The sequence below is a fragment of the uncultured Modestobacter sp. genome, assembly GCF_947486615.1.
In the GTDB taxonomy this organism is placed as follows: domain Bacteria; phylum Actinomycetota; class Actinomycetes; order Mycobacteriales; family Geodermatophilaceae; genus Modestobacter.
Window position 1 is genome coordinate 195361 of the sequence record NZ_CANKUD010000001.1, and the last position, 21294, is coordinate 216654.

Consider the following 21294-nt stretch of genomic DNA (forward strand, 5'->3'; position numbering starts at 1 on the left):
CAAGACGGGTCGCCCACCCGTCTTGCCCCCCTCGAACCCCGTCTCACCCCGCAGTGAAAAACTGGCAGACATGCCCGCCCCCGGCTCCAGCGTGAAAAGCGATCAACGCCGTCGAGTCGTACTGGACGCGGCCGTGGCCTGTTTTGCGCGCAAGGGTTACTACGGCACGACAACCAGTGAGATCGCCAAACGGGCCGGAATCTCTCAGCCCTACGTCTACCGCCTCTTCGCCAGTAAGGAGGCTCTGTTCGCCGGTGCCGTCCTCCACGTGTCCGAGCTGCTCTCGGATGCTCTGACCGGAGCCGGCGCCGGCGCCGGCACAGATGAGGCCGGGCCGCCCCGGCAGGCGGAGGGGGTGATGCGTGCGATCCGGTCCGCCTACAGCACCCTGATCCAGGACCGGGACGTCATGCGGTTCCTCATGCAGGCCAGTTGTGCAGCTGATGAGCCGCTCGTGGCCGAGGCGGTGCGCACGTGCTATGCCCGGCAGGTCGAACTCGTCAGTGAGCTCCTGAACCACGACGACGCTGCGGTCCGGCACTGGTTCGGCGCCGGCATGCTCGAAAATGTCACGCTGACCCTCGGCCTGGCCGACGTCGACGAGCCCTGGGCACGGACCCTCAGCGGGCAACGGTCTCGATCGGACAGCGGCAACTTCACCCACCAGGCTTCGCCCTAGCTTCTACCGCAAGGGCGGGATATGCAGCCGACCTGCTCTGCCGACACCTGCCACCACGCCCCGCGGCCCAGGTCACCGCCGCCGAGCATGAACTGCACGCGCCTCCGACGACCGAGGCATGGCCAGAACCAGCGCTGTGAACACTTCATCTCTGCTGGGGGCTTCGCCGTCAGCAGAGATGGCTACCGCCAAGAACCGTTCCGATCCTCCTCGGACCCCGGGTCAGCGCTGGGGTGGGTCAGCGCTGGGGCCGGTCAGCACAACGCCAGCTGCTCCGGCTCCTCGGCCGCGACGGCCCGGTCGGGCAGTCGGCCGGGCAGGCTGCCGGCCGGGAAGCCGGCCGACTCGTCGCCAGGCAGGCCGAGGCTGCTGCCGGTGCCGTCCACGCCGCGCGCCACTCCCCCGCTCTGCCGGTCCAGCCCGTGCCGTACCAGCACGGGGGCCACACGGGCGGCCAGCCAGCTGCGGTACTCCGCCGGCACGTACGCGCCCCGCCCGTACAGCTGGCGGTACCGGCCGACCAGCCCGGGGTGCTCCCGTGCCAGCCATGCGGTGAACCACTCGCGGGCTCCGGGGCGCAGGTGCAGGGGCAGCACGGTCACCCCGGTGGCGCCGGCCGCGGCGATCGCGCCGATCGCGGCCTCCAGGTGCTCCCGGGTGTCGGTGAGCCCGGGCAGCACCGGGGCCAGGAACACCCCGCACGGCAGCCCGGCGTCGGTGATCGCCCTGACCAGGTCCAGCCGGGCGCGCGGTGTCGGCACCCCGGGCTCCAGCGCGGTGTGCAGGTCGTCGTCCCAGATGGCCATCGACACCCCCATGCCGATCGGCACGTCCCGGGCGGCCGCGACCAGCCGGGGCACGTCACGGCGGGCCAGTGTGCCCTTGGTGAGGATCGAGAAGGGCGTGCCCGAGCGGGCCAGTGCGTCGATGACCCCGGGCATCAGCCGGTAGCGGCCCTCGGCCCGCTGGTAGGGGTCGGTGTTGGTGCCCAGCGCGACGTGCGCCCGCTGCCAGGACGGGCGGGCCAGCTCCCGGCGCAGCACGTCGACGAGGTTGGTCTTGACCACGATCTGTTGGTCGAAGTCGGCCCCGCTGTCCAGCTCCAGCCACTCGTGCGTCCCCCTCGAGTAGCAGTAGACACACGCATGGGAGCAGCCGCGGTAGGGGTTGATCGTGTGGCCGAAGGGCATCGCCGACCCCTTCGGCACGGCGTTGAGCGCGCTCTTGGCCCGCACCTCGTGGAACGTCAGCCCGGGGAACTCCGGCACCTGGACGGTACGCAGCAGGCCGCGGACGTCGGGCAGCCCGGGCAGGGCGCTCGGTTCGTCGAAGTCCAGCCGCTGGGCGTCCCATCGCATGGCGCCATCCGAACACATGTTCGACGTGCTGTCGACCAGCGGCGCCCCGGCCCGGGCCACGTCTTGCCGAACGGTGGTGGGCCACCGTGACCGCCTAGACCGGCGGGCGGTCCTCGTAGAACGTGGAGAGGACGACGGTGGTGCGGGTGCTGACGTTGGCCGAGGACCGGATCTCGTGCAGCAGCCCCTCCAGCGCGTCGGGCGAGGCCACCCGCACCTTCAGGATGTAGCTCTCCACGCCGGCCACCGAGTGGCATGCCTCGATCGCGGTCAGATGCGCCAGCCTGGCCGGGGCGTCGTCGGGCTGGCCGACGTCGATCGGGGTGATGGACACGAAGGCGGTCAGCGGCAGCCCCAGGCCCTTGGCGTCCAGCTGGGCGGCGTAGCCGGTGATCAGCCCGCGCTGCTCGAGCCGGCGCACCCGCTGGTGCACCGCCGACACCGACAGCCCGACCCGTTCGGCCAGGTCGGTGAAGCTCGCCCGGCCGTCCCGCGCCAGGGCGCTGAGCAGCGCCCGGTCGACGTCCGGGGTGCCGCCCGCCGCCTGGTCAGCCGGGGAGTTCGACGAGCTCACGGGGACCGTTGTTCAGGTTGCGGACGCCGTCGTCGGTGCAGACCACGATGTCCTCGATCCGGGCGCCGTAGCGGCCGGGCAGGTAGATGCCGGGCTCGATGGAGAAGGCCATCCCCGGCTCCAGCGGCAGGTCGTTGCCCGCCACGATGTAGGGCGCCTCGTGGCTGTCCAGGCCGATGCCGTGGCCGGTGCGGTGGATGAAGTGCTCGCCGAGCCCGGCCCGGGTGATCACATCACGGGCGACCGCGTCGATCTGCTCGCAGGTGACGCCCGGCCGGACGGCGGCGACCGCCGCTGCCTGCGCCCGCTGCAGGACGTCGTACCAGTCGCGCAGCCCGCGCGCCGCGAACCCGCCGACCAGGTAGGTGCGGGTGCAGTCGGAGCGGTAGCCGGTCGCGGTCTCCCCGCCGATGTCGACGACGACGAGGTCGCCGGCCTCGACCACCCGGTCGGAGAGCTCGTGGTGCGGGCTGGCCCCGTTCGGCCCGGAGCCGACGATGGTGAAGTCGACGCCCACGTGGCCCTCGGCGAGGATCGCGGCGGCGATGTCGGCGCCCACCTCGGCCTCGGTGCGCCCCACCCGCAGCCACTCCCCCATCCGGGCGTGCACCCGGTCGATGGCCGCGCCGGCCAGCGCCAGCTCCTCGACCTCAGCCGGGGTCTTGACCATGCGCAGCCGGTCGATGACCGGGCTGGCCAGCTCCAGGACGGCGCCCGGCAGGGCCCGCTGGACACCCAGCGCGTGCTCGGCCCAGGTGCGGGAGCCGACGGCCACCCGGGTGGGAGCGCTGCCCAGCCGCTCGGTGACCGCCGCGGCCAGCCGGGCGAAGGCGTCGTCCGTCTCGTCCCAGGCCAGCACCTCCAGCCCCAGCGCGCCGGCCGGCGAGGCGCTGATCATCGGCGCCTCCAGTCGGGGCACGACCAGCAGCGGCTCCCCGCGGCGCGGCACCGCCAGGGCGGTGAGCCGCTCCATGGCGTGCGCGTCGTACCCGCAGAGGTAGCGCAGATCGGACCCGGGGGTGACGACCAGGACGTCGACCCCCAGCTCGTCGGCGACCGCGCGGGCGGCGTGCACCCGGTCGATCGACACCAGCGGGGAGGAACTCGGAGAGGCAGCGACCACGTCCGCAGACTAGCCACGGACCCCGACAGGTCCGACCGTCGTCATCTCACCGTTACCGTGCCCGGCGTGACCACGATGCTGCTGGACGCGGCGAGCCTGTACTTCCGCGCCTTCTACGGGGTGCCCGCCAGTGTCACCACGCCCGACGGCCGGCCGATCAACGCCGTCCGCGGCTTCCTGGACATGAGCGCCCGGCTGGTCGTCGCCCACCGCCCCGACCGCTTCGTGGCCTGCTGGGACGACGACTGGCGGCCGGCGTTCCGGGTGGCGGCGCTGCCCAGCTACAAGGCGCACCGGGTGGCCGAAGAGGGTGGCGAGGAGGTGCCCGACGAGCTGGGTCCGCAGGTCCCGGTGCTGGTCGACGTGCTCGCCGCTGTCGGCCTGACCCGGCTCGGGGCGCCCGGCTACGAGGCCGACGACGTGATCGGCACCCTGGCCACCCGCGCCCGCGGACCGGTCGACGTCGTCACCGGCGACCGCGACCTGTTCCAGCTGGTGGACGACGCGCGGGGGGTGCGGGTGCTCTACACCAACCGCGGCATCAACGACCTCGAGTTCGTCGACGAGGCGGCGGTCGCGGCGAAGTACGCCATCCCCGGTCGCGCCTACGCCGACTTCGCGGTGCTGCGCGGTGACCCCAGCGACGGGCTGCCCGGGGTGTCCGGGGTCGGCGCGAAGACGGCGGCCGCGCTGATCAACGAGTTCGGCTCGCTGGACGGCATCCGCGCGGCGGCGGCCCGCACCGTCGTGCCGAAGCCGCCGCTGACCGCCGCGGTGCTCAAGAAGCTGGCCGCGGCCGGGGAGTACCTCGACGCCGCGCCGGAGGTGGTCGCCGTGGTCACCACCATCGACCTCCCGCCGGTGGACGGCGAGCTCCCCCGCCGGCCGGCGGACCCGGACGCCCTGGCTGCGCTGGCCGAGACGCACGGGCTGCAGAGCTCGGTGCGCCGGCTGGGCGCCGCGCTGGGCTGGCCGGACGACGCCCTGGGCTGAGCGGCCTCAGCCGGCCTGCCAGGTGAAGGCGCCGTCCTCGCTGGTGACCTGGATGGTCACCGGCACTCTCTCCCCCTCGGCGGTCGTCCCCGAGCACTGGTAGCTGGCGCCGGCCCGCACGTCCATCTCCTGGTCGCAGGACAGGTCCAGCGCGACGCCCTCGCGCTGCTCGAACTGCTCGCTGACCTGCTGCTCCACCGAACCAGGGTCGAGCCGGGTCGGACCGGTGACGAGGACGAAGACCAGCACGGCGGCCAGGATGACCAGCAGGGAGACCAGCGACCCGTTCCGGCCCCGCCGGCGACGGACGGGTGGCTGCGCCGGTGGCCACCCCGGTGCCCCGTACTGGCCGGCTGATCCGTACTGAGGGGGCTGGCCGTTCTGGCCGGGCTGGCCGTACGGACCGGGCTGGCCGTACTGACCGGGCGGCGGGTACTGACCGGGCTGGCCGTACCGACTGCCGTACTGACCGGCCTGCGGAGGCTGCCCGTACTGGCCGCCGTACTGACCGGCCTGCGGAGGCTGCCCGTACTGGCCGCCGTACTGGCCGCCGTACTGGCCCGGCCGGCCGTACTGACCGGCCTGTCCGTACTGCGGGGGCTGCCCGTACTGGCTCGGCTGGCCGTGGCGGGGGCCGTGCTCTCCGTCCTGATCCTGCTGCCGGTACCCGCCCGTCGGGTCGGGACCGGGGCGCGGGGGCGGACCCCAGCCCGATGCAGCCGGACCACCCTGCGGCGGACCCCAGCCCGACGCCGCCGAGCCACCCTGCGGCGGACCCCAGCCACCCGAGGACGGCGGACCCCAGTCCGGCGCGGCCGACCGGCCGTCCGGTGCCTCGTCGTCCCGTGGTGGCTGGCTCATCGTGACCCCTCGCTCCGCTGCCCGGTCCGGCTCCGCCCGGCCCCGCTGTCCTGACCCACCCGCGACCGGGTCACCCGCTCACCGCCACGGCCACCACTCCCCGGCGGACCCGGCCGACCGCGGACCGGGCGACGCCGGCGAGCGGCTCGTCGGCCACCTTGGCCAGCTGGTCGAGCAGGTCGACCAGCTGGCGGGCCCACCGGACGAAGTCCCCGCCGGAGAGCTCGGTGCCGGCCTGCTGGGCGCCGTCCAGCACCCGGTCGAGGGTCTGCCCGTCGGCCCAGCGGAAGGCGGCCCAGACGAACCCGAGGTCGAGCTCGCGGGTGACCGGCACGCCGTGCTCCCGCTCGGTGTCGGCCAGCCGGCTGTGCACCCGGCGCATCTCGGCCAGCGCCCCGGCCACCTTGCCGGCCGGCACCGACGGCTGGGCGGCGCTCTCCCGGCGGGCCTCGAACACCAGCGCGGAGACGACGGCGGCCAGCTCCGCGGGGGTGAGCCCGCGGAAGACGCCGGCCCGCAGCGACTCGGCGGTCAGCAGGTCCGTCTCCGACCAGATCCGGGCCAGCCGCCGTCCGGCGTCGGAGACCACCGGCGACTCGTCCGGCGGCGTCCCGCCCTCGGCCGGCACCGGCTGGACGGCGGGCTCGGGCAGCAGGTAGCCCAGCTCCTGCAGGACGTCGCAGGTGCGGTCGAACTGGTCGGTCAGCGAGCCGGTGCGCTGGGCGATCTCCCGGCGCAGCCGCTCGGCGTCCCGGACCTCGCGCAGCCACCGGTCGGCGGCCCGGACCCGTTCCTCACGGTCGGGCAGCGAGTGCACCGGGTGCGCGCGCAGCGCGTGCCGCAGATCGGCCAGCACCGGGTCGTCGCCGGCGGCCGAGCGGCCGCGGATCCGCCGCGCCCCCAGGTCGTTCTCGGCCCGGGCGTTGCGCAGGGTGGAGGCGAGGTCCCGGCGGGCGTGCGGGCTGCGGTGGTTGAAGTTCTTCGGCACCTTGACCCGGGCCAGCGCGGTGACCGGCGTCGGGAAGTCCACCGAGCCCAGCCGGCCGGCCCACTTGTCCTCGGTGAGCACCAGCGGCCGGGGGTCGGTCAGCTCGGTGATGCCCGGGTCGAGCACGACGGCGAGCCCCTGCCGGCGCCCGGTGGGCACCCGGATGACGTCGCCGGCCCGCAGCGCGGCGAGTGACTCGGCGGCCTCCATCCGGCGCTTGGCCTGCGAGTCGCGGGAGAGCGCCTTCTCCCGCTCGGAGATCTCCATCCGCAGCTTCGCGTAGCCCGCGACGTCCAGCACCGCGGCGCTGAGCCCGCCGTTCATCTCCTTGAGCAGCCGGGCGGCGTCCTCCTCGTGCCGGGCCGCCGACCGCGCCAGCCCGACGACCGAGCGGTCGGCCTGGAACTGCGCGAAGGAGGACGCCAGCAGCTCCCGGGCCCGGTCGCGGCCGAAGGCACCGACCAGGTTGACCGCCATGTTGTAGCTGGGCCGGAACGACGAGCGCAGCGGGTACGTGCGGGTGCTGGCCAGCCCCGCCACCACGGCCGGGTCCACGCCAGGTGCCCACACGACGACGGCGTGGCCCTCGATGTCGATGCCCCGCCGCCCGGCCCGCCCGGTGAGCTGGGTGTACTCCCCCGGCGTGACGTCGGTGTGTGCCTCGCCGTTCCACTTCACCAGCCGCTCGAGGACGACGGTGCGGGCGGGCATGTTGATGCCCAGCGCCAGGGTCTCGGTGGCGAACACCGCCTTGACCAGGCCGCGGACGAAGCACTCCTCGACGGTCTCCTTGAACACCGGCACCAGCCCCGCGTGGTGCGCGGCGAACCCGGCCAGCAGCCCCTCGCGCCACTCCCAGAAGCCCAGGACGTGCAGGTCCTCCTCCGGCAGTGAGCCGGTCCGCCGGTCGATGACCTCGGCGATCGCGGCGCGCTCGGTCTCGTCGGTCAGCCGCATGCCCGAGCCCAGGCACTGGTGCACCGCGGCGTCGCAGCCGTTGCGGCTGAACACGAAGGTGATCGCCGGCAGCAGCCCGGCCCGGTCGAGCCGTTCGATCACCTCGGGCCGGGACGGCGGCCGGTACCGGGGCTTGTGGCTGAACCCGCCGCGGGTGCCGCCCCCGCCACCGGACCAGCTGTCGAAGCGGCGCTCCTGCTCGTGCACGTACCGCACCAGCTCCGGGTCGACGACGGCCCGGCCGCGCTCCCGGGTCGACAGACCGCGCGGGGTCTGCTCCCACTCCCCCGCGTGCGCGGCCGGCCGCAGCGCGAACAGGTCGAACACCCGCCCGCCCACCAGCATGTGCTGCCACAGCGGGATCGGCCGCACCTCGCTGACCACCACCCGGGTGTCCCCGCGGACGGTGACCAGCCAGTCGGCGAACTCCTCGGCGTTGCTCACCGTGGCCGACAGCGAGACCAGCCGGACGTGCTCGGGGAGGTGGATGATCACCTCCTCCCAGACCGCGCCGCGGAACCGGTCAGCCAGGTAGTGCACCTCGTCCATGACCACGTAGCCGAGGTCGGTGAGCGCCGGGGAGTCGACGTAGAGCATGTTGCGCAGCACCTCGGTGGTCATCACCACCACCGGGGCGTCGCCGTTGATCGCGTTGTCACCGGTCAGCAGCCCGACCTTCGCCGCCCCGTACCGGTCGCAGAGGTCGCTGTACTTCTGGTTGGAGAGCGCCTTGATCGGCGTCGTGTAGAACGCCTTCCGGCCCTCCTGCAGCGCCTTGTGGACGGCGAACTCCCCGACCACCGTCTTGCCGGCACCGGTGGGGGCGCAGACCAGCACCCCGGAGCCCTCCTCCAGCGCCTCGCAGGCCTCGACCTGGAAGGGGTCCAGGGAGAACCCGAGCTCGGCGGTGAAGTCCGACAGGGTGGGGTGTGCGTTACGCCGGCGCGCAGCCGCGTACCGCTCAGCCGGGCTGGACATGCCCCCACCGTATGCGCGCTCGCCCGGCTCGGCTCGGACGCCGTCCGCTCCTCTCCCCCACCCTCGGCCCTGTTCGCCGACATGGCCGGGCGAGAGGAACAAGCGCGGCCGTGTTCGCCGACTCGGCCGGGTGGCACGCCGGCCATGTTGGCGAACATGGCCACCCGGCCGCCCGACCATGTTGGCCAACATGGCCGGGCGGGCGTCGGGTCAGCGCTGGGTGTGGGTGGGCTCGTCGAGTCGGCTGGGGGTGGTGTCCAGCGGGCTGGGGCTGGTGTCCAGTGCGCTCGGACCGTCGATCAGCGGGGATGCCTCGTCGTCGTCCAGGCCGGAGAGGCCCAGGGCCGCCTCCCGCTTGGCCCGCCGCTTGTCCACGACCCGCGCGAACTGGATGGCGAGCTCGAAGAGCACGCACATCGGCGCCGCCATGGCCAGCATGGTGAACGGGTCCTGAGTGGGGGTGATGAAGGCGGCGAAGACGATGGTCAGGAAGTAGAGCCAGCGGCGGCTCTTGGCCAGCGTGCCGTGGGACAGGACGCCGATCAGGTTCAGCGCGACCGCGATCAGCGGCAGCTCGAAGCTCACGCCGAAGGCGACCAGCAGTGAGATGACGAAGCCGATGTACTTGTCCGCGGTCAGCGCGACGGTGATGCCGTCCCCGGCCAGGCTGATCAGCAGTGCCAGGCCCTTGTCCAGGGAGACGTAGGCCAGCGCCGCACCGAGGGCGAAGAGGCTCGTGGCAGCGGCGACGAAGCCCACGCCGTACCGCTTCTCGTTCTTCTTCAGTCCCGGGGTCAGGAACGCCCACAGCTGGTAGAGCCAGAACGGCGCCGACAGGACGACGCCGACGATGAAGCTGATCTTCAGTCGGATCAGCGCACCACCGAGGACGTCGATGACCAGGAGATCGCAGTCACCGTTGGTCTGGGTGGGGAGCCCCCGGGAGGCGGGGTCGATGCCGCAGTACGGCGCCCGGATGAACTGCCCCAGGCCGTGCTCGTACCACCAGAACGCCACCGCGGTGCCGATCAGCACGAAGAACAGCGCGATGCCGATCCGGTTGCGCAGCTCCCGGAGGTGGCTGATCAGGCTCATCGTCGCCGCGGCGTCCCGTTCGGGACGCCGCGGTCGACGGTCACGCACTCGCCCTGCCAGGGTCATGGGGGGCAGTCGGTGCTGGGGTTCAGCGGTTGCTGTCGGCCGCAGCCGACGCGCGGGCCTGCTCCGCGCGAGCCCGGGCATCCGCGGCGCGCGCCTCGGCGGCGGCGGCCTCGGCCTCGTAGTCGACGGCGGTCGGGGTCACCGACGGGGCGACGATCTGGCCGGTGACCGGCGAGGTGCGGGCCTCGTCCTTGGCGCGGACGTCGTCGTCCTTCATGCCCTTCATCTCGCTCTTGAAGATGCGCATCGAGCGACCCATCGAGCGGGAGGCGTCGGGCAGCTTCTTGTAACCGAAGAGCAGCAGGACGGCCAGGATGATGAGGCCGATCTCCATCGGGCCGAGGTTCATCGGACTCCTCCGAGTCGTGGTGGGGCGTGCCTGGCCGACTCTACGCGCGGGGAGTCGGGGGTCCAGGGCTGCGGACGGCTGTACGCGCGCCGTCCACCTGGGGTTCAGTCGGTCGTCGCCGACCGCTGGACGGCGGCCCGTTCCGCCGTGGCCTGGGCCTCGGCGAGCACCGGGCGGACGTCCCGCTCCAGGGCGCGCAGTTCACGGTTCAGCCGGCCGGCGGCACCGAGCAGGCCGTAGCCGAGGACACCCAGCACCAGCACGGCGAGCACCGCCACGACGATCCACACGGTCAGCAACACGAGGACGACCCTAACGGCCGGCCGTGTGCCCGCGCTGCACGCCGGCTGGGGTCAGTCCGCGTAGCGGGCCAGCGCCGCCCGGGCCTCGGCCGCGACCTGCTCGGCGAGCTCGGCCGGCTCGTCGACGGTGGCCGCGCCGCCGAGCGAGGCGACCAGCCGGCGGGCCCAGGCCAGGTCCGAGGTGCGCACGGACACGGCCAGCCCACCGGGCGGGTCGCTGACCTCGGCCAGCTCCTCGACCGGGTAGTAGTCGGCGACCCAGCGGGCGGTGCGGGCCAGCCGTAGCCGCACCACCGGTGCCTCCGCACCGGGCTGGTAGAGCCCGTCGTCCAGGTCGCGCTCGAGTGCCTGCGGCGGCGGCGCGGCGGGCTCGTCGAGCACGGCCACCTCGTCGATCCGGTCCAGCCGGAACAGCCGCACGCCCTCCGCGCCCCGGCACCAGGCTTCCAGGTACCAGTGGCCGTCGACCAGCAGCAGCCGCATCGGGTCGACGGTGCGCTCGGTGCGCTCGTCCCGGCTGGGCACGTAGTAGTGCAGGTGCAGCGCCCGCTCCCGCTCCAGCCCGGCCCGGACGACGGACAGCGACTGCTCGCGGGCGCCCACGCTGACCGCCACCGGTGCCCGGACCTCCGCCGGGTGACCGGCCGCCGCCGAGACCTTCGCCAGCGCCCGGCTGACCGCCTCGCCCTCGGCGAGCCCGGGCAGCTCCAGCAGGGTGCGCAGCGCGACGATCAGCGCGACCGCCTCGTCGGTGGTCAGCCGCAGCGGCCGCACCATCCCGGCGGTGAAGGTGACCCGCACCCGGTCGCCCTCGAACGCCAGGTCGATCAGGTCACCGGGGCCGTGCCCGGGCAGGCCGCAGACCCAGAGCAGGTCCAGGTCGCGGCGCAGCTGGGCCTCGGTCACCCCGAAGTCGGCGGCGGCGTCGGTCAGCCGGACGCCGTCCGGGCGGGCCTGCAGGTAGGGCACCAGCGCCAGCAGCCGGGTCATCCGCTCCGCGGTGCTCGGCGCGGTCACGCTGCACCGCCCAGCGCGGCGAGGCGGGTGAGCCGCTCGACGACGGCCTCGCGCATCCGCTGCGGGGCCTCGACCAGCACGTCCGGTCCGTGGGCGGCGAGCTGGTCGGCCAGCGACCAGGGCTCGGTGGTGCGCAGCTCGAGACGGTCGTCACCGTCCTCGGCCGGGCCGAGCGGGACGGCGTGCCGGCGCAGGCCGATCGCCGTCCCGGGCCGGGCCCGGACGACGACGAGCTGCTCCTCCCGACGCTCGGAGCCGGCCACCACCGAGGCCAGGTCCAGGTCTGCGGGGGGCTCGAAGGCGGCGGCCGGGCCGCTGGCCTTCGGCATGCCGGCCACCCGGGACAGCCGGAACACCCGGGGCGCCTGCCGGTCCAGGTCGTGGCCGACCAGGTACCAGCGGCCGTGCCAGGCGACGACACCCCACGGCTGCACCCGGCGGCGGCTCGCCCGGTCGGCGTCGGGACGGCGGTAGTCGAAGGCGAGCTCGCGGCGGTCGCGGGCCGCGGCGTAGCAGGGCTCGAACGCGGGCTCACCGGCGTCCAGCCGCGGCTGGATCGGGATGCCGCGGGTCCGGTCGACCTCCACGCCGGCCGCGCGCAGCTTCACCAGCGCGCTCTGCGCCGCGCCGGCCAGCTGCGCGGACTGCCACAGCCGCAGCGCCAGGCCGACGGCGGCGGCCTCCTCGCCGGTCAGGGTGATCTCGGGCAGCTCGTAGTCGGTGCGGGCGATCCGGTAGCCGTCCTCGGTGTCGAAGGCGCTGGTGCGGCCGGTCTCCAGCGGGACGCCGATCTCCCGCAGCTCGGCCTTGTCCCGCTCGAACATCCGCTTGAACGCCTCGTCGGCCCGCTCGGTGCCGTCGTCCGGCTCGTAGCCGGGCACGGTCTCCCTGATCCTGGCGGCGGAGACGTACTGCCGGGTGCCGAGCAGGGCGATGACCAGGTTGACCAGTCGTTCCGCCCGCTTGGCTGCCACGCGGACAGGTTAGTGCGCGGCAGCAACCCGGCCCGCTGGCTAGCCTGCCCGGGTGAGCACTCCCCCCTCCCCCGCTCCCGGGCCGCGGATCCGTTGGCGTCGTGGCCGGGTGACCGAGCTCGGCCGGTCGTGGCGCGACGCCCAGGAGATGACCGTCGAGGTCGACGGGGACGGCACCCTGAAGGCGCTGGCGCACCCCTCGATCGTCGGCACGCCGGTGGTCGGCGACCAGGTGCTGCTCAACACCACCGCCTGGGCGCAGCGGCTGGGCACCGGCGGGTACGCCCTCGTCGTCGCCGTCCCCGACCGGCTGCCCGCCGACCCGACCGGCCCCGGGCACCTGGTCAAGGGCCGCTACACCCCGCTGCAGGTGACCGTGCAGGGCGTGGACGAGCAGGACACCCCGCACCACGAGACGATCGCCGCCGCCGAGGACCTGGCCGGCATGCCGGTCGTCGTCGCCGACCTGCACTCCGCGCTGCCGGCCGTGCTGGCCGGGGTGCAGGCCACCGACCCGGCGCTGCGGGTGGCCTACGTGATGACCGACGGCGGCGCGCTGCCCGCGGCGTTCTCCCGGACGCTGGACGCCCTCGCCGGGTCGCTGGCCGGGGTGGTCACCGTCGGGCAGGCCTTCGGCGGGGACCTGGAGGCGGTCACCGTGCACACCGGGCTGCTGGCCGCCCGGCACGTGCTGGACGCCGACGTCACGATCGTCGCCCAGGGCCCGGGCAACCTGGGCACCGGGACGCCGTGGGGGTTCTCCGGGGTCGCCGCCGGTGAGGCCTGCAACGCCGTCCACGTGCTCGGCGGGCGGACGGTGGGGGCGCTGCGCATCTCCGACGCAGACCCGCGGCCCCGGCACCGCGGGGTGTCCCACCACTCGCTGACCGCGTTCGGCCGGGTGGCGCTGGGTGGGGTCTCGCTGGTGGCGCCCCGCGGGCTGGGCTCGGAGCTGGGCAGACAGGTCGAGGAGGACCTCGCCGGGCAGCCGGAGCGGAACACCGTGGAGTGGGTGGACACCGCCGGCCTGGACGACGCGCTGGCGGCCCTGCCGGTGCGGTTGTCCACCATGGGCCGCGGGCTGGCCGAGGACCACGCCTACTTCCTCGCCGCCGCGGCGGCCGGCCGGTTCGCCGCCCAGCTCACCCTCTTCGGGCCACCGCCGGCCTGACGCCCTGGCGGTTGGCGTGGGCAGTGGCGGTTGACTGGGGTCCGGCGCGTAGTTGGGGATAACGGTTCGATCGCAGGAATGACCCACTGGCGCCGGTGAGCGGCTCAGCCCCAGCGGCGGAAGCCGCCCTCGGCGTCGATCGTCTGGCCGGTGACCGAGCGGGCGTCCGGACCGGTCAGCCAGGCGACCACCGCCGCGGCCTCCGCCGGGCTGTTCCAGCGGCCTCGCGGCATCGCCCGCTGGACGAGCTCGGCCTGCGCCCGGCCGGCCCAGCCGGTGTCGGTGGGTCCGGGGTTCAGGCAGTTCACGGTGACGTCGCGGTCGATCAGCTCGTCGGCCAGGGAGAGCGTCATCGCCTGGACCGCGCCCTTGCTGATCGCGTAGGGCAGCTCGCTCGCCATCGGCCCGCGGTGCTGGCCGGAGGTGAACAGCACCGCCGACCCGGGCCCGGCGGCCGGGTCGTGCTGGGCGGCGAAGGCCTGAGTGAGCAGCAGACTGCCCCGGGCATTGACCGCGAAGCACAGGTCGACCTCCGCGGCGGTGACCTCGGCGAGCCGGCCCTCCGCGCTCCTGGCGTGTGCCGCGACCAGCGAGGTCAGCGGACCGACGGCGTCCCGGGCGGCCGCGACCAGCCGGGCCGGCGCCGCCGGGTCGGCCAGGTCGACGCTGACGTGCGGCGGGTCGCCCAGCTCGGCCAGCACGGCGGCCAGGTCGTCAGCGCCCCACGGCTGCCCGGCGTCGTGCGGCGCCCAGGACTGGACGACGACCCGGTCGCCGCGGTCGAGGAGCCGCCGCGCGACCGCGAACCCGATGGAGCTGCGGCGGCTGACGCCGGTGACCAGTGCGGTGCTCATCCGGGCGAGTCTGGCCCGTCCAGCGGCTGCCCGCGATCGACTTCCCGTGGGAGCGAGCGGTCAGGCGGGATCGACCAGCCGGCTGACGATCCAGGCGTGCTTGCCCACCTGCCGGACCCGGCTGAACCCGTGCTCCTCGAACAGCTCGACCGTGGCGCTGTACAGGAAGCGGCCGTGCGCCGTGCGGCCGGTGGTCACCTCCGGGATGGCCTCGACCAGTCCGCCGCCGCGGGCGGCGATCTGCTCCAGCGCGCCGACCAGGCCCACGCGGGCGATCCCCTGACCGCGGTGCCGGGTGTCGACGTAGAAGCAGGTGACCCGCCAGTCCGGGCGCGGCGGCGGGTCCTGCTCGTAGACCCGCCGGTGCTTGATGGTCGGGAGCTCGTCGGGGTCACCGAACTGGCACCAGCCCTGCGCGACGCCGTCCGGGTCGAGGACGAGCGCGGCGTGCGCGCGGTCACCGAGCACCCGCTCCCGCTTGACCTGCCGATGGTCGATCCCCCGCTGCCCCCGCTCCGGATGCCAGCCGATGCACCAGCAGCCGCCGAACACCCCGTTGTTGCGCTCCACCAGCTCGGCGAACAGGTCCCAGGTGTCCGGGGCGAGCGGCCGGCTGCTGTACGTCGTGCTGGGGACGCTGCCGGCCGGCCCATCCGCTCCCATGGTCACGAGCGGGATCATGCCCCGCCCGCCTACATGCTGGCGATCAGCTTCTCCACGCGCTCGTCGACGGACTTGAACGGGTCCTTGCAGAGCACGGTGCGCTGCGCCTGGTCGTTGAGCTTCAGGTGCACCCAGTCGACGGTGAAGTCGCGCCGCTTCTCCTGCGCCCGGCGGATGAACTCACCGCGCAGCTTGGCGCGGGTGGTCTGCGGGGGCACGTTCTTGGCCTCGAAGATCCGCGGGTCGTGGACCACGCGGTCGACCTGACCGGCCTTCTCCAGCAGGTAGTACAGCCCGCGGGTGCGCCGGATGTCGTGGTAGGCGAGGTCGAGCTGGGCAACCCGTGCGCTGGACAGCGGCAGGTCGTGCTTGGCCCGGTACCGCTCGATCAGCCGGTGCTTGATCGCCCAGTCGACCTCCCGGTCGATCAGCGACAGGTCACCGGAGTCGACGGCCTTGAGGGTGCGGCCCCACAGCTCGAGCATCTGCCGGTGCACCGGGCCGTAGCCCTCGCGGTCGACGAACTCAGCCGCCCGGTCGTGGTACTCCTGCTGGATCTCCAGCGCCGACATCTCCCGGCCGTTGGCCAGCCGGACCTTGCGCCGTCCGGTCATGTCGTGGCTGATCTCCCGGATCGCCCGGATCGGGTTCTCCAGGGTCATGTCCCGCATGACCACGCCCTGCTCGATCATCCGCAGCACCAGGTCGGTGATGGTGACCTTGAGCAGCGTCGTCGTCTCGCTCATGTTCGAGTCACCGACGATGACGTGCAGCCGGCGGTACTTCTCCGCGTCGGCGTGCGGCTCGTCGCGGGTGTTGATGATCGGCCGGGAGCGGGTGGTGGCGCTGGAGACGCCCTCCCAGATGTGCTCGGCGCGCTGGCTGACGCAGTAGACGGCGCCACGCGGGGTCTGCAGCACCTTGCCGGCGCCGACCACGGTCTGCCGGCTCACCAGGAACGGGATGAGCACGTCGGCGAGCCGGGAGAACTCGCCGTGCCGGCCGACCAGGTAGTTCTCGTGGCAGCCGTAGCTGTTGCCGGCCGAGTCGGTGTTGTTCTTGAACAGGTAGATGTCGCCGGTGACGCCCTCCTCGGCCAGCCGCTGCTCGGCGTCGACCATCAGGCCCTCGAGGATCCGCTCGCCGGCCTTGTCGTGGACGACGAGCTCGGTGACGTCGTCGCACTCGGCGGTGGCGTACTCGGGGTGGCTGCCGACGTCGAGGTAGAGCCGGGAGCCGTTGCGCAGGAAGACGTTGGAGCTACGGCCCCAGGACACCACGCGGCGGAACAGGTAGCGGGCCACCTCGTCCGGGGAGAGCCGGCGCTGGCCCTTGAAGGTGCACGTGACGCCGTACTCGGTCTCGATGCCGAAGATCCGTCGTTCCACCTCGCCGAGCGTAGGCGTCCGCGGCGCACTCGGCTCGTGTCCCGAGTGCGCCGCGCCGCTCACTGCTGGGGGTCCGGTGTGCCGGCGTCGGTGCCGCCGCCGACGCCGTCCTGGGTGTCGGGCTGGGCGGAGGCCTGCTCGGTGCCGCCGGCGGTGTCGACCGCGTCCGGGTGGCCGAGCCCGGCCGGCGTACCGGGGGCCGGTGCGCTGGGCGCGTGGGTGGCGGCGGCCTCCGCCGGGGCGGCCTCGGCCTCGGCCGGCTGCTCGTCGGCCAGCAGGGTGGCCAGCGCGGCGCCGACGACCCGGCGGAAGGTCCGCTTGGGACGCCGCCGGTCGAGCACGGCGACCTCGAGCTGGGTGGACGGCAGCTGGTCGTGCGCGCCGCCGTTGGCCGCGGTGACCGGGCTGACCGCGGACAGCGCCTGGACACCGACCCGTAGCGCGTCGGCCAGCGGCATGCCGGCGGTGAAGTGCTGGCGCAGGTGGCTGGTGACCGCCTCGGCCTGCCCGCCCATGACCACGAAGTCGGACTCGTCGACGATCGAGCCGTCGAAGGTGAGCCGGTACAGCTGGTCGGTCTCCGGACCGTCGCCGACCTCGGCGACGCACAGCTCCACCTCGAAGGGCTTCATCTGCTCGGTGAAGACCGCGCCGAGGGTCTGGGCGTAGGCGTTGGCGATGATCCGGCCGGTGACGTCGCGCCGGTTGTAGGAGTAGCCACGCACGTCGGCCAGCCGGACGCCGGCCACCCGCAGGCTCTCGAACTCCGAGTAGCGGCCGACCGCGGCGAACCCGATGCGGTCGTAGAGCTCGCTGACCTTGTGCAGGGTGGCGCTGGGGTTCTCGGCGATGAACAGCACGCCGTCGGCGTAGGTGAGGACGGCGACGCTGCGGCCGCGGGATATGCCCTTGCGGGCGTACTCCGAGCGGTCCCGCATGACCTGCTCGGCGGAGGCGTAGTACGGCATGGTCATGGCTCAGCCCTGCCCGTCCGCGGCGGACCGCTCCGCGACGATGGTGGTGGCGACGGCGGCGACCTCGTCGTCCGGCAGCCGGACGGCGCCCTCGGCGTCGACGCGGTAGACGATCGGGTACAGCCGGCGCACGGTGTCGGGACCGCCGGTGGCGGAGTCGTCGTCGGCGGCGTCGTACAGCGCCTCGACGAGGGTGCGGGTCGCGGCGTCGGCGGACAGCCCCGGGCGCCAGGTCTTCTTCAGGGAGTTGCGGGCGAACAGCGAGCCGGAGCCCACCGAGGCGTAGCCGCGCTCCTCGTAGTTCCCGCCGGTGACGTCGTAGCTGAAGATGCGCCCCGGGCTCACGCCCTCGGCAGCGTCGAGGTCGTAGCCGGCGAACAGCGGGACGACGGCCAGACCCTGCATCGCGGCGCCGAGGTTGCTCCGGATCATCGCGGCGAGGCGGTTGGCCTTGCCGTCGAGGGACATGGTCAGCCCCTCGATCTTCTCGTAGTGCTCCAGCTCCACCTGGTAGAGCCGGACCATCTCGATCGCGATCCCGGCCGCCCCGGCGATGCCGATGACCGACCAGGAGTCGGCGGCGTAGACCTTCTCGATGTCCCGGCTGGAGATGAGGTTGCCCATGGTGGCCCGCCGGTCGCCGCCCATCAGGACGCCGCCGTCGAAGGTGGCGGCGACGATGGTCGTGGCGTGCGGGGCGAGCTCACCCACCGGCAGGGCCGGCAGGGTGCGGCGGCCGGGCAGCAGGTCGGGGGCGGTGGTGCCCAGGAAGTCGGTGAACGAGGAGCCCACCCGGTCCAGGTAGGCGGGCGGGAACCCGCTCCGGCCAGCTGACGTCTCGGTCACCCATCCACCTCTCGTGCCGCCCGGAGTGCGCGGCCTCGACTGCACGAACTCGTCCGGCGGCCACCGCCGGACCTCATTTGCGACCCTACCGGCGGGTCGATCAGCCGGTAGGCCACCGCTGCTGACCCGGGAACGGCCCGGCGAGCTGGCCGGCCCGATGTGCCTCGACGTACCGAGCGGCCGCCCGCAACAGCGCCGGGTCGTCCTTGAACTGCCCCAGGCCGCCGTTGCAGTTGAAGCACAGCAGTTCCCGGACGCCGCCGGTGGCGTGATCGTGGTCGACGTGCGCGGCCGGTGCGGTTCTGCAGAGTGCGCAGACCCCACCCTGGTCGACCAACATGGCATCGGCCTGGTCAGCGGTGATGCCGTAACGCCGCTTCAAGTGATAGGTCCTGGAACCGCCGACCTTTTCCTTGGACGATCTCCCACGTGCATTGTGACAGGGCTTGCAGTAGGGACCTCGCCCTGATGGCTGACCTGCATTGCGGACGAATTCTGCGATGTCCTTCACCGTGGAGCAGTCAGGACACCACTTGTGACCATCCGGCACCGGAACGTCCCGGGGATGCCGGGACGTCGGCGGACCGAGGCGCCGATCCCTAGATGCACGGACGCGCTGGCGCGAGTGGTCTCTGCAGTAGAAGCTGAGCCCGTCAGACCGTCGACGGTCTGAGGTGAAGGCCGAAATGGGCTTCAGTTCGCCACAGTCAGGACAGAACTTCGTGTCGACCATTCTGCTGACCATTCCAAGGAATGGCTATTGGCCCCCTTTTTGTATGTAAGATTTCACGAATTCCTCGGCATTCTCCTCGAGCACGCCGTCGATCTCGTCCAGGAGTGAGTCGACGTCGTCGCTCACTTCCTTGGTGCGCTCGGACGCCGTCGTGTCGACCGACGCCTCGACCTCCTCGGTCTCCTCGCGCGAACGCGTGGACCGCTGCTGACCGCCGGTGTCCTTCGTGGCCATCTCACCCTCCGGAGCTCGCTGCTGGGTCGGTGCTGAGGCAGAAGCTACCCGCGCGGTGTGACACTCCGCCGGACCGATGCCGAGACGATCCGGCCGATGGTCAGGCGGGCCCTGGCTCCGCGCTGCCGTCACGCGCCCAGGCCTCCAGGACCGACCCGACCGGACGGGGCGCGAGCATCAGCACCGGCCGGAGCTCTTCCCAGCCGGGTTCCTTGCACCGCCGGGCGTAGGCGTCATGTGCCTGGTCGACGGTGTTGGTGAGATCCAGTCCCGCACTGTCCTCGCCATAGAGGCTCAGGTCCTAGAGCCACTCGGTGCCGTCTGTGTCGGTGTGCCGAAAGGTCGCCTCGAAGGCCATCCGCTCGGCGCTGAGAGTGTCCAGACACTCGTCATAGCGCTCGTGCAGCATGTCCATCCAGCGATCCGTCTCCTGCTGGGCGCCGGGCAGCAACCGTGCACGACTGAGCTCCAGGCGCATGCCCGGTGGCACCGACGGCGGCATGGCGAGCGGGGCTGGGTCGGCTCTCTCGGCGGTCACCTCATCGACCCTGTCAGCCCGGTCGGCGGCGCTCAACCGCCGGTGATCCTGTCGACCAGCTCGGCGGCGGTCGAGGTGGACTCGAACAGGGCGCCCACGTGCTCCCGGGTGCCGCGCAGCGGCTCCATGGTCGGGATGCGCACCAGGGCGTCCCGGCCGACGTCGAACACCACCGAGTCCCAGGACGCCGCGGCCACCTGGGCCGGGTAGCGCCGCAGGCACTCACCGCGGAAGTACGCCCGGGTGTCGGCCGGCGGCGCGGTCATCGCCCGGGTCACCTCGTCGTCGGTGAGCAGCCGCTGCATGGCGCCGCGGGCCACCAGGCGGTGGTAGAGCCCCTTCTCCGGCCGGACGTCGGAGTACTGCAGGTCGACCAGCTTGAGCCGGGCGTCGCCCCAGGAGAGGCCGTCGCGCTGGCGGTAGCCCTCCAGCAGCCGCAGCTTGGCCGGCCAGTCGAGCTGGTCGGCCAGCTGCATCGGGTCGACGGCGAGGGTGTCGAGCACCTCCGACCAGCGGCGCAGCACGTCGGCGGTCTGCTCGTCGTCGTCCCCGTTGTCGGCGACGAACTTCTGCGCCTGGGCGAGGTACTCCCGCTGCACCTCGATCGCGGTCAGCCGCCGCCCGTCGCGCAGCCGCACCCGGTGGGTCAGCGACGGGTCGTGGCTGATCGCCTGCAGCGCCTCGACCGGCTCCTCGATGGTGAGGTCCTGAGTGAGGGCCCGGGCCTCGATCATGGCCAGCACCAGCGACGTCGTCCCGACCTTCAGGTAGGTCGACAGCTCGGCGAGGTTGGCGTCGCCGATGATCACGTGCAGCCGGCGGTACTCGTCGGGGTTGGCGTGCGGCTCGTCGCGGGTGTTGATGATCGGCCGCTTGAGCGTCGTCTCCAGGCCCACCTCGACCTCGAAGAAGTCGGCCCGCTGGGACAGCTGGAACCCCTCGCGGCGCCCCTCCGTGCCGATGCCGACCCGGCCGGACCCGGCGAAGACCTGGCGGGTGACGAAGAACGGGATGAGCCCGCGGATGATCTCGATGAACGGCGTCGAGCGGCTCATCAGGTAGTTCTCGTGCGACCCGTACGAGGCGCCCTTGCCGTCGGTGTTGTTCTTGTACAGCTGGATGGGCTGGGTGCCGGGCACCTGCGCCGCCCGGCGCGCGGCCTCGGCCATCACCCGCTCCCCCGCCTTGTCCCACAGCACGATGTCGCGCGGGTTGGTCACCTCCGGCGTCGCGTACTCCGGGTGCGCGTGGTCCACGTAGAGCCGGGCGCCGTTGGTGAGGATGACGTTGGCCATCCCGGCGTCCTCGTCCATGTCGTTGTGATCGAGCGCGGTGGCCGGCGAGAGGTCGAACCCCCGGGCGTCGCGCAGCGGTGACTCCTCCTCGAAGTCCCACCGCGGCCGGCGCGGCGTCGGCGCACCGGCGAACGCCCAGGCGTTCACCACCTGGCTCGACAGCGTCGTGGGGTTCGCCCCGGGCTGCCCCGGCACCGAGATCCCGTACTCGAGTTCGGTGCCCATGACCCGGCGGACGCTCATGCCCCAACCCTAGGCCGCGGCCGGCCGACGGCAGGATGAGC

22 protein-coding genes are annotated in these 21294 nt (G+C 73.2%); 3 read left to right on the forward strand and 19 right to left on the reverse strand.

Annotated elements, in window-relative coordinates:
• Positions 1–70 precede the first annotated feature (70 nt).
• Positions 71–679: a TetR/AcrR family transcriptional regulator gene (locus Q1A09_RS00945; RefSeq protein ID WP_299950902.1), complete on the forward strand. Its 609-nt coding sequence runs from the start codon at positions 71–73 to the stop codon at positions 677–679.
• 254 nt (positions 680–933) lie between these two features.
• On the opposite strand, the gene Q1A09_RS00950 is transcribed toward Q1A09_RS00945, so the two are convergent.
• The 3 genes from Q1A09_RS00950 to Q1A09_RS00960 form a co-directional block, all read right to left on the reverse strand.
• Positions 934–2037: an Rv2578c family radical SAM protein gene (locus tag Q1A09_RS00950; protein ID WP_299950905.1), complete on the reverse strand. Its 1104-nt coding sequence runs from the start codon at positions 2035–2037 to the stop codon at positions 934–936.
• A gap of 94 nt (positions 2038–2131) precedes the next feature.
• Complete coding sequence (locus Q1A09_RS00955; RefSeq protein WP_299950908.1) at positions 2132–2611, reverse strand: Lrp/AsnC family transcriptional regulator; 480 nt, start codon at positions 2609–2611, stop codon at positions 2132–2134.
• Positions 2586–3734 (reverse strand): Xaa-Pro peptidase family protein, encoded by a 1149-nt coding sequence (locus Q1A09_RS00960; RefSeq protein WP_299950911.1) that lies wholly within the window; start codon positions 3732–3734, stop codon positions 2586–2588. The genes Q1A09_RS00955 and Q1A09_RS00960 overlap by 26 nt, the downstream gene beginning before the upstream one ends.
• Before the next feature lie 75 nt (positions 3735–3809).
• On the opposite strand from Q1A09_RS00960, the gene Q1A09_RS00965 reads away from it, so the two are divergent.
• Positions 3810–4727, forward strand: coding sequence for a 5'-3' exonuclease (locus tag Q1A09_RS00965; RefSeq protein WP_299952057.1), 918 nt, complete (start codon positions 3810–3812; stop codon positions 4725–4727).
• Between the two features lie 6 nt (positions 4728–4733).
• Here Q1A09_RS00965 and Q1A09_RS00970 read toward each other — a convergent pair whose 3' ends face one another.
• From Q1A09_RS00970 to Q1A09_RS01000, 7 genes are all read right to left on the reverse strand, one after another.
• Positions 4734–5588 (reverse strand): DUF4333 domain-containing protein, encoded by an 855-nt coding sequence (locus tag Q1A09_RS00970; RefSeq protein ID WP_299950914.1) that lies wholly within the window; start codon positions 5586–5588, stop codon positions 4734–4736.
• 70 nt (positions 5589–5658) lie between these two features.
• Positions 5659–8511: an RNA helicase gene (locus tag Q1A09_RS00975; RefSeq protein WP_299950917.1), complete on the reverse strand. Its 2853-nt coding sequence runs from the start codon at positions 8509–8511 to the stop codon at positions 5659–5661.
• Between the two features lie 210 nt (positions 8512–8721).
• Positions 8722–9654, reverse strand: a complete 933-nt coding sequence (tatC, locus tag Q1A09_RS00980) for a twin-arginine translocase subunit TatC (protein ID WP_299950920.1) — start codon at positions 9652–9654, stop codon at positions 8722–8724.
• Between the two features lie 40 nt (positions 9655–9694).
• Complete coding sequence (tatA, locus tag Q1A09_RS00985; protein WP_299950923.1) at positions 9695–10021, reverse strand: Sec-independent protein translocase subunit TatA; 327 nt, start codon at positions 10019–10021, stop codon at positions 9695–9697.
• A 104-nt stretch (positions 10022–10125) separates the two neighbouring features.
• A complete protein-coding gene (locus tag Q1A09_RS00990) occupies positions 10126–10323 on the reverse strand; it encodes a hypothetical protein (protein WP_299950926.1) in 198 nt (65 codons plus the stop codon).
• Positions 10324–10374: 51 nt separating this feature from the next.
• Positions 10375–11340 (reverse strand): YafY family protein, encoded by a 966-nt coding sequence (locus tag Q1A09_RS00995; protein ID WP_299950928.1) that lies wholly within the window; start codon positions 11338–11340, stop codon positions 10375–10377.
• Entirely contained in the window at positions 11337–12314 is a 978-nt protein-coding gene (locus Q1A09_RS01000; RefSeq protein WP_299950931.1) for a YafY family protein, read from the reverse strand. Before Q1A09_RS01000 ends, Q1A09_RS00995 begins: the two co-directional genes overlap by 4 nt.
• 52 nt (positions 12315–12366) lie before the next feature.
• Here Q1A09_RS01000 and Q1A09_RS01005 point away from each other — a divergent pair, with 52 nt between their 5' ends.
• Entirely contained in the window at positions 12367–13485 is a 1119-nt protein-coding gene (locus Q1A09_RS01005; protein WP_299950933.1) for a DUF3866 family protein, read from the forward strand.
• 104 nt (positions 13486–13589) lie between these two features.
• Here the strand turns inward: Q1A09_RS01005 and Q1A09_RS01010 are convergent, their stop codons facing one another.
• The 9 genes from Q1A09_RS01010 to dop all read right to left on the reverse strand — a co-directional run bounded on the left by Q1A09_RS01010 (position 13590) and on the right by dop (position 21253).
• On the reverse strand, positions 13590–14339 hold the full coding sequence (locus tag Q1A09_RS01010) for an SDR family oxidoreductase (RefSeq protein ID WP_299950935.1): 750 nt from the start codon (positions 14337–14339) through the stop codon (positions 13590–13592).
• Between the two features lie 60 nt (positions 14340–14399).
• Complete coding sequence (locus Q1A09_RS01015) at positions 14400–15002, reverse strand: GNAT family N-acetyltransferase (protein ID WP_366139747.1); 603 nt, start codon at positions 15000–15002, stop codon at positions 14400–14402.
• 29 nt (positions 15003–15031) lie between these two features.
• Positions 15032–16390, reverse strand: a complete 1359-nt coding sequence (gene pafA, locus Q1A09_RS01020) for a Pup--protein ligase (protein ID WP_299950940.1) — start codon at positions 16388–16390, stop codon at positions 15032–15034.
• A gap of 59 nt (positions 16391–16449) precedes the next feature.
• The gene (gene prcA, locus Q1A09_RS01025; RefSeq protein WP_299950942.1) at positions 16450–17364 is read right to left on the reverse strand and encodes a proteasome subunit alpha; all 915 of its coding nucleotides are present in this window, start codon (positions 17362–17364) and stop codon (positions 16450–16452) included.
• Between the two features lie 3 nt (positions 17365–17367).
• Positions 17368–18210: a proteasome subunit beta gene (prcB, locus tag Q1A09_RS01030; protein WP_299950945.1), complete on the reverse strand. Its 843-nt coding sequence runs from the start codon at positions 18208–18210 to the stop codon at positions 17368–17370.
• Positions 18211–18310: 100 nt separating this feature from the next.
• Complete coding sequence (locus Q1A09_RS01035; protein WP_299950948.1) at positions 18311–18721, reverse strand: endonuclease VII domain-containing protein; 411 nt, start codon at positions 18719–18721, stop codon at positions 18311–18313.
• A 246-nt stretch (positions 18722–18967) separates the two neighbouring features.
• Complete coding sequence (locus Q1A09_RS01040; RefSeq protein ID WP_299950951.1) at positions 18968–19177, reverse strand: ubiquitin-like protein Pup; 210 nt, start codon at positions 19175–19177, stop codon at positions 18968–18970.
• Between the two features lie 301 nt (positions 19178–19478).
• Entirely contained in the window at positions 19479–19751 is a 273-nt protein-coding gene (locus Q1A09_RS01045; RefSeq protein WP_299950954.1) for a DUF6176 family protein, read from the reverse strand.
• Positions 19748–21253 carry a depupylase/deamidase Dop gene (gene dop, locus Q1A09_RS01050; protein ID WP_299950957.1) on the reverse strand — a complete coding sequence of 502 codons (1506 nt, stop codon included), beginning with the start codon at positions 21251–21253 and terminating at the stop codon, positions 19748–19750. The genes Q1A09_RS01045 and dop overlap by 4 nt, the downstream gene beginning before the upstream one ends.
• Positions 21254–21294 lie beyond the last annotated feature (41 nt).

Bases quoted from the DNA above. Each gene is read 5' to 3' on its own strand.
- Q1A09_RS00975 (WP_299950917.1), bottom strand. From the start codon at position 8,511: ATGTCCAGCCCGGCTGAGCGGTACGCGGCTGCGCGCCGGCGTAACGCA.
- tatA (WP_299950923.1), bottom strand. From the start codon at position 10,021: ATGAACCTCGGCCCGATGGAGATCGGCCTCATCATCCTGGCCGTCCTG.
- Q1A09_RS00950 (WP_299950905.1), bottom strand. From the start codon at position 2,037: ATGCGATGGGACGCCCAGCGGCTGGACTTCGACGAACCGAGCGCCCTG.
- Q1A09_RS01015 (WP_366139747.1), bottom strand. From the start codon at position 15,002: ATGGGAGCGGATGGGCCGGCCGGCAGCGTCCCCAGCACGACGTACAGC.
- Q1A09_RS00970 (WP_299950914.1), bottom strand. From the start codon at position 5,588: ATGAGCCAGCCACCACGGGACGACGAGGCACCGGACGGCCGGTCGGCC.
- prcA (WP_299950942.1), bottom strand. From the start codon at position 17,364: ATGACCATGCCGTACTACGCCTCCGCCGAGCAGGTCATGCGGGACCGC.
- Q1A09_RS01010 (WP_299950935.1), bottom strand. From the start codon at position 14,339: ATGAGCACCGCACTGGTCACCGGCGTCAGCCGCCGCAGCTCCATCGGG.
- Q1A09_RS00945 (WP_299950902.1), top strand. From the start codon at position 71: ATGCCCGCCCCCGGCTCCAGCGTGAAAAGCGATCAACGCCGTCGAGTC.
- Q1A09_RS01040 (WP_299950951.1), bottom strand. From the start codon at position 19,177: ATGGCCACGAAGGACACCGGCGGTCAGCAGCGGTCCACGCGTTCGCGC.
- dop (WP_299950957.1), bottom strand. From the start codon at position 21,253: ATGAGCGTCCGCCGGGTCATGGGCACCGAACTCGAGTACGGGATCTCG.
- Q1A09_RS00965 (WP_299952057.1), top strand. From the start codon at position 3,810: ATGCTGCTGGACGCGGCGAGCCTGTACTTCCGCGCCTTCTACGGGGTG.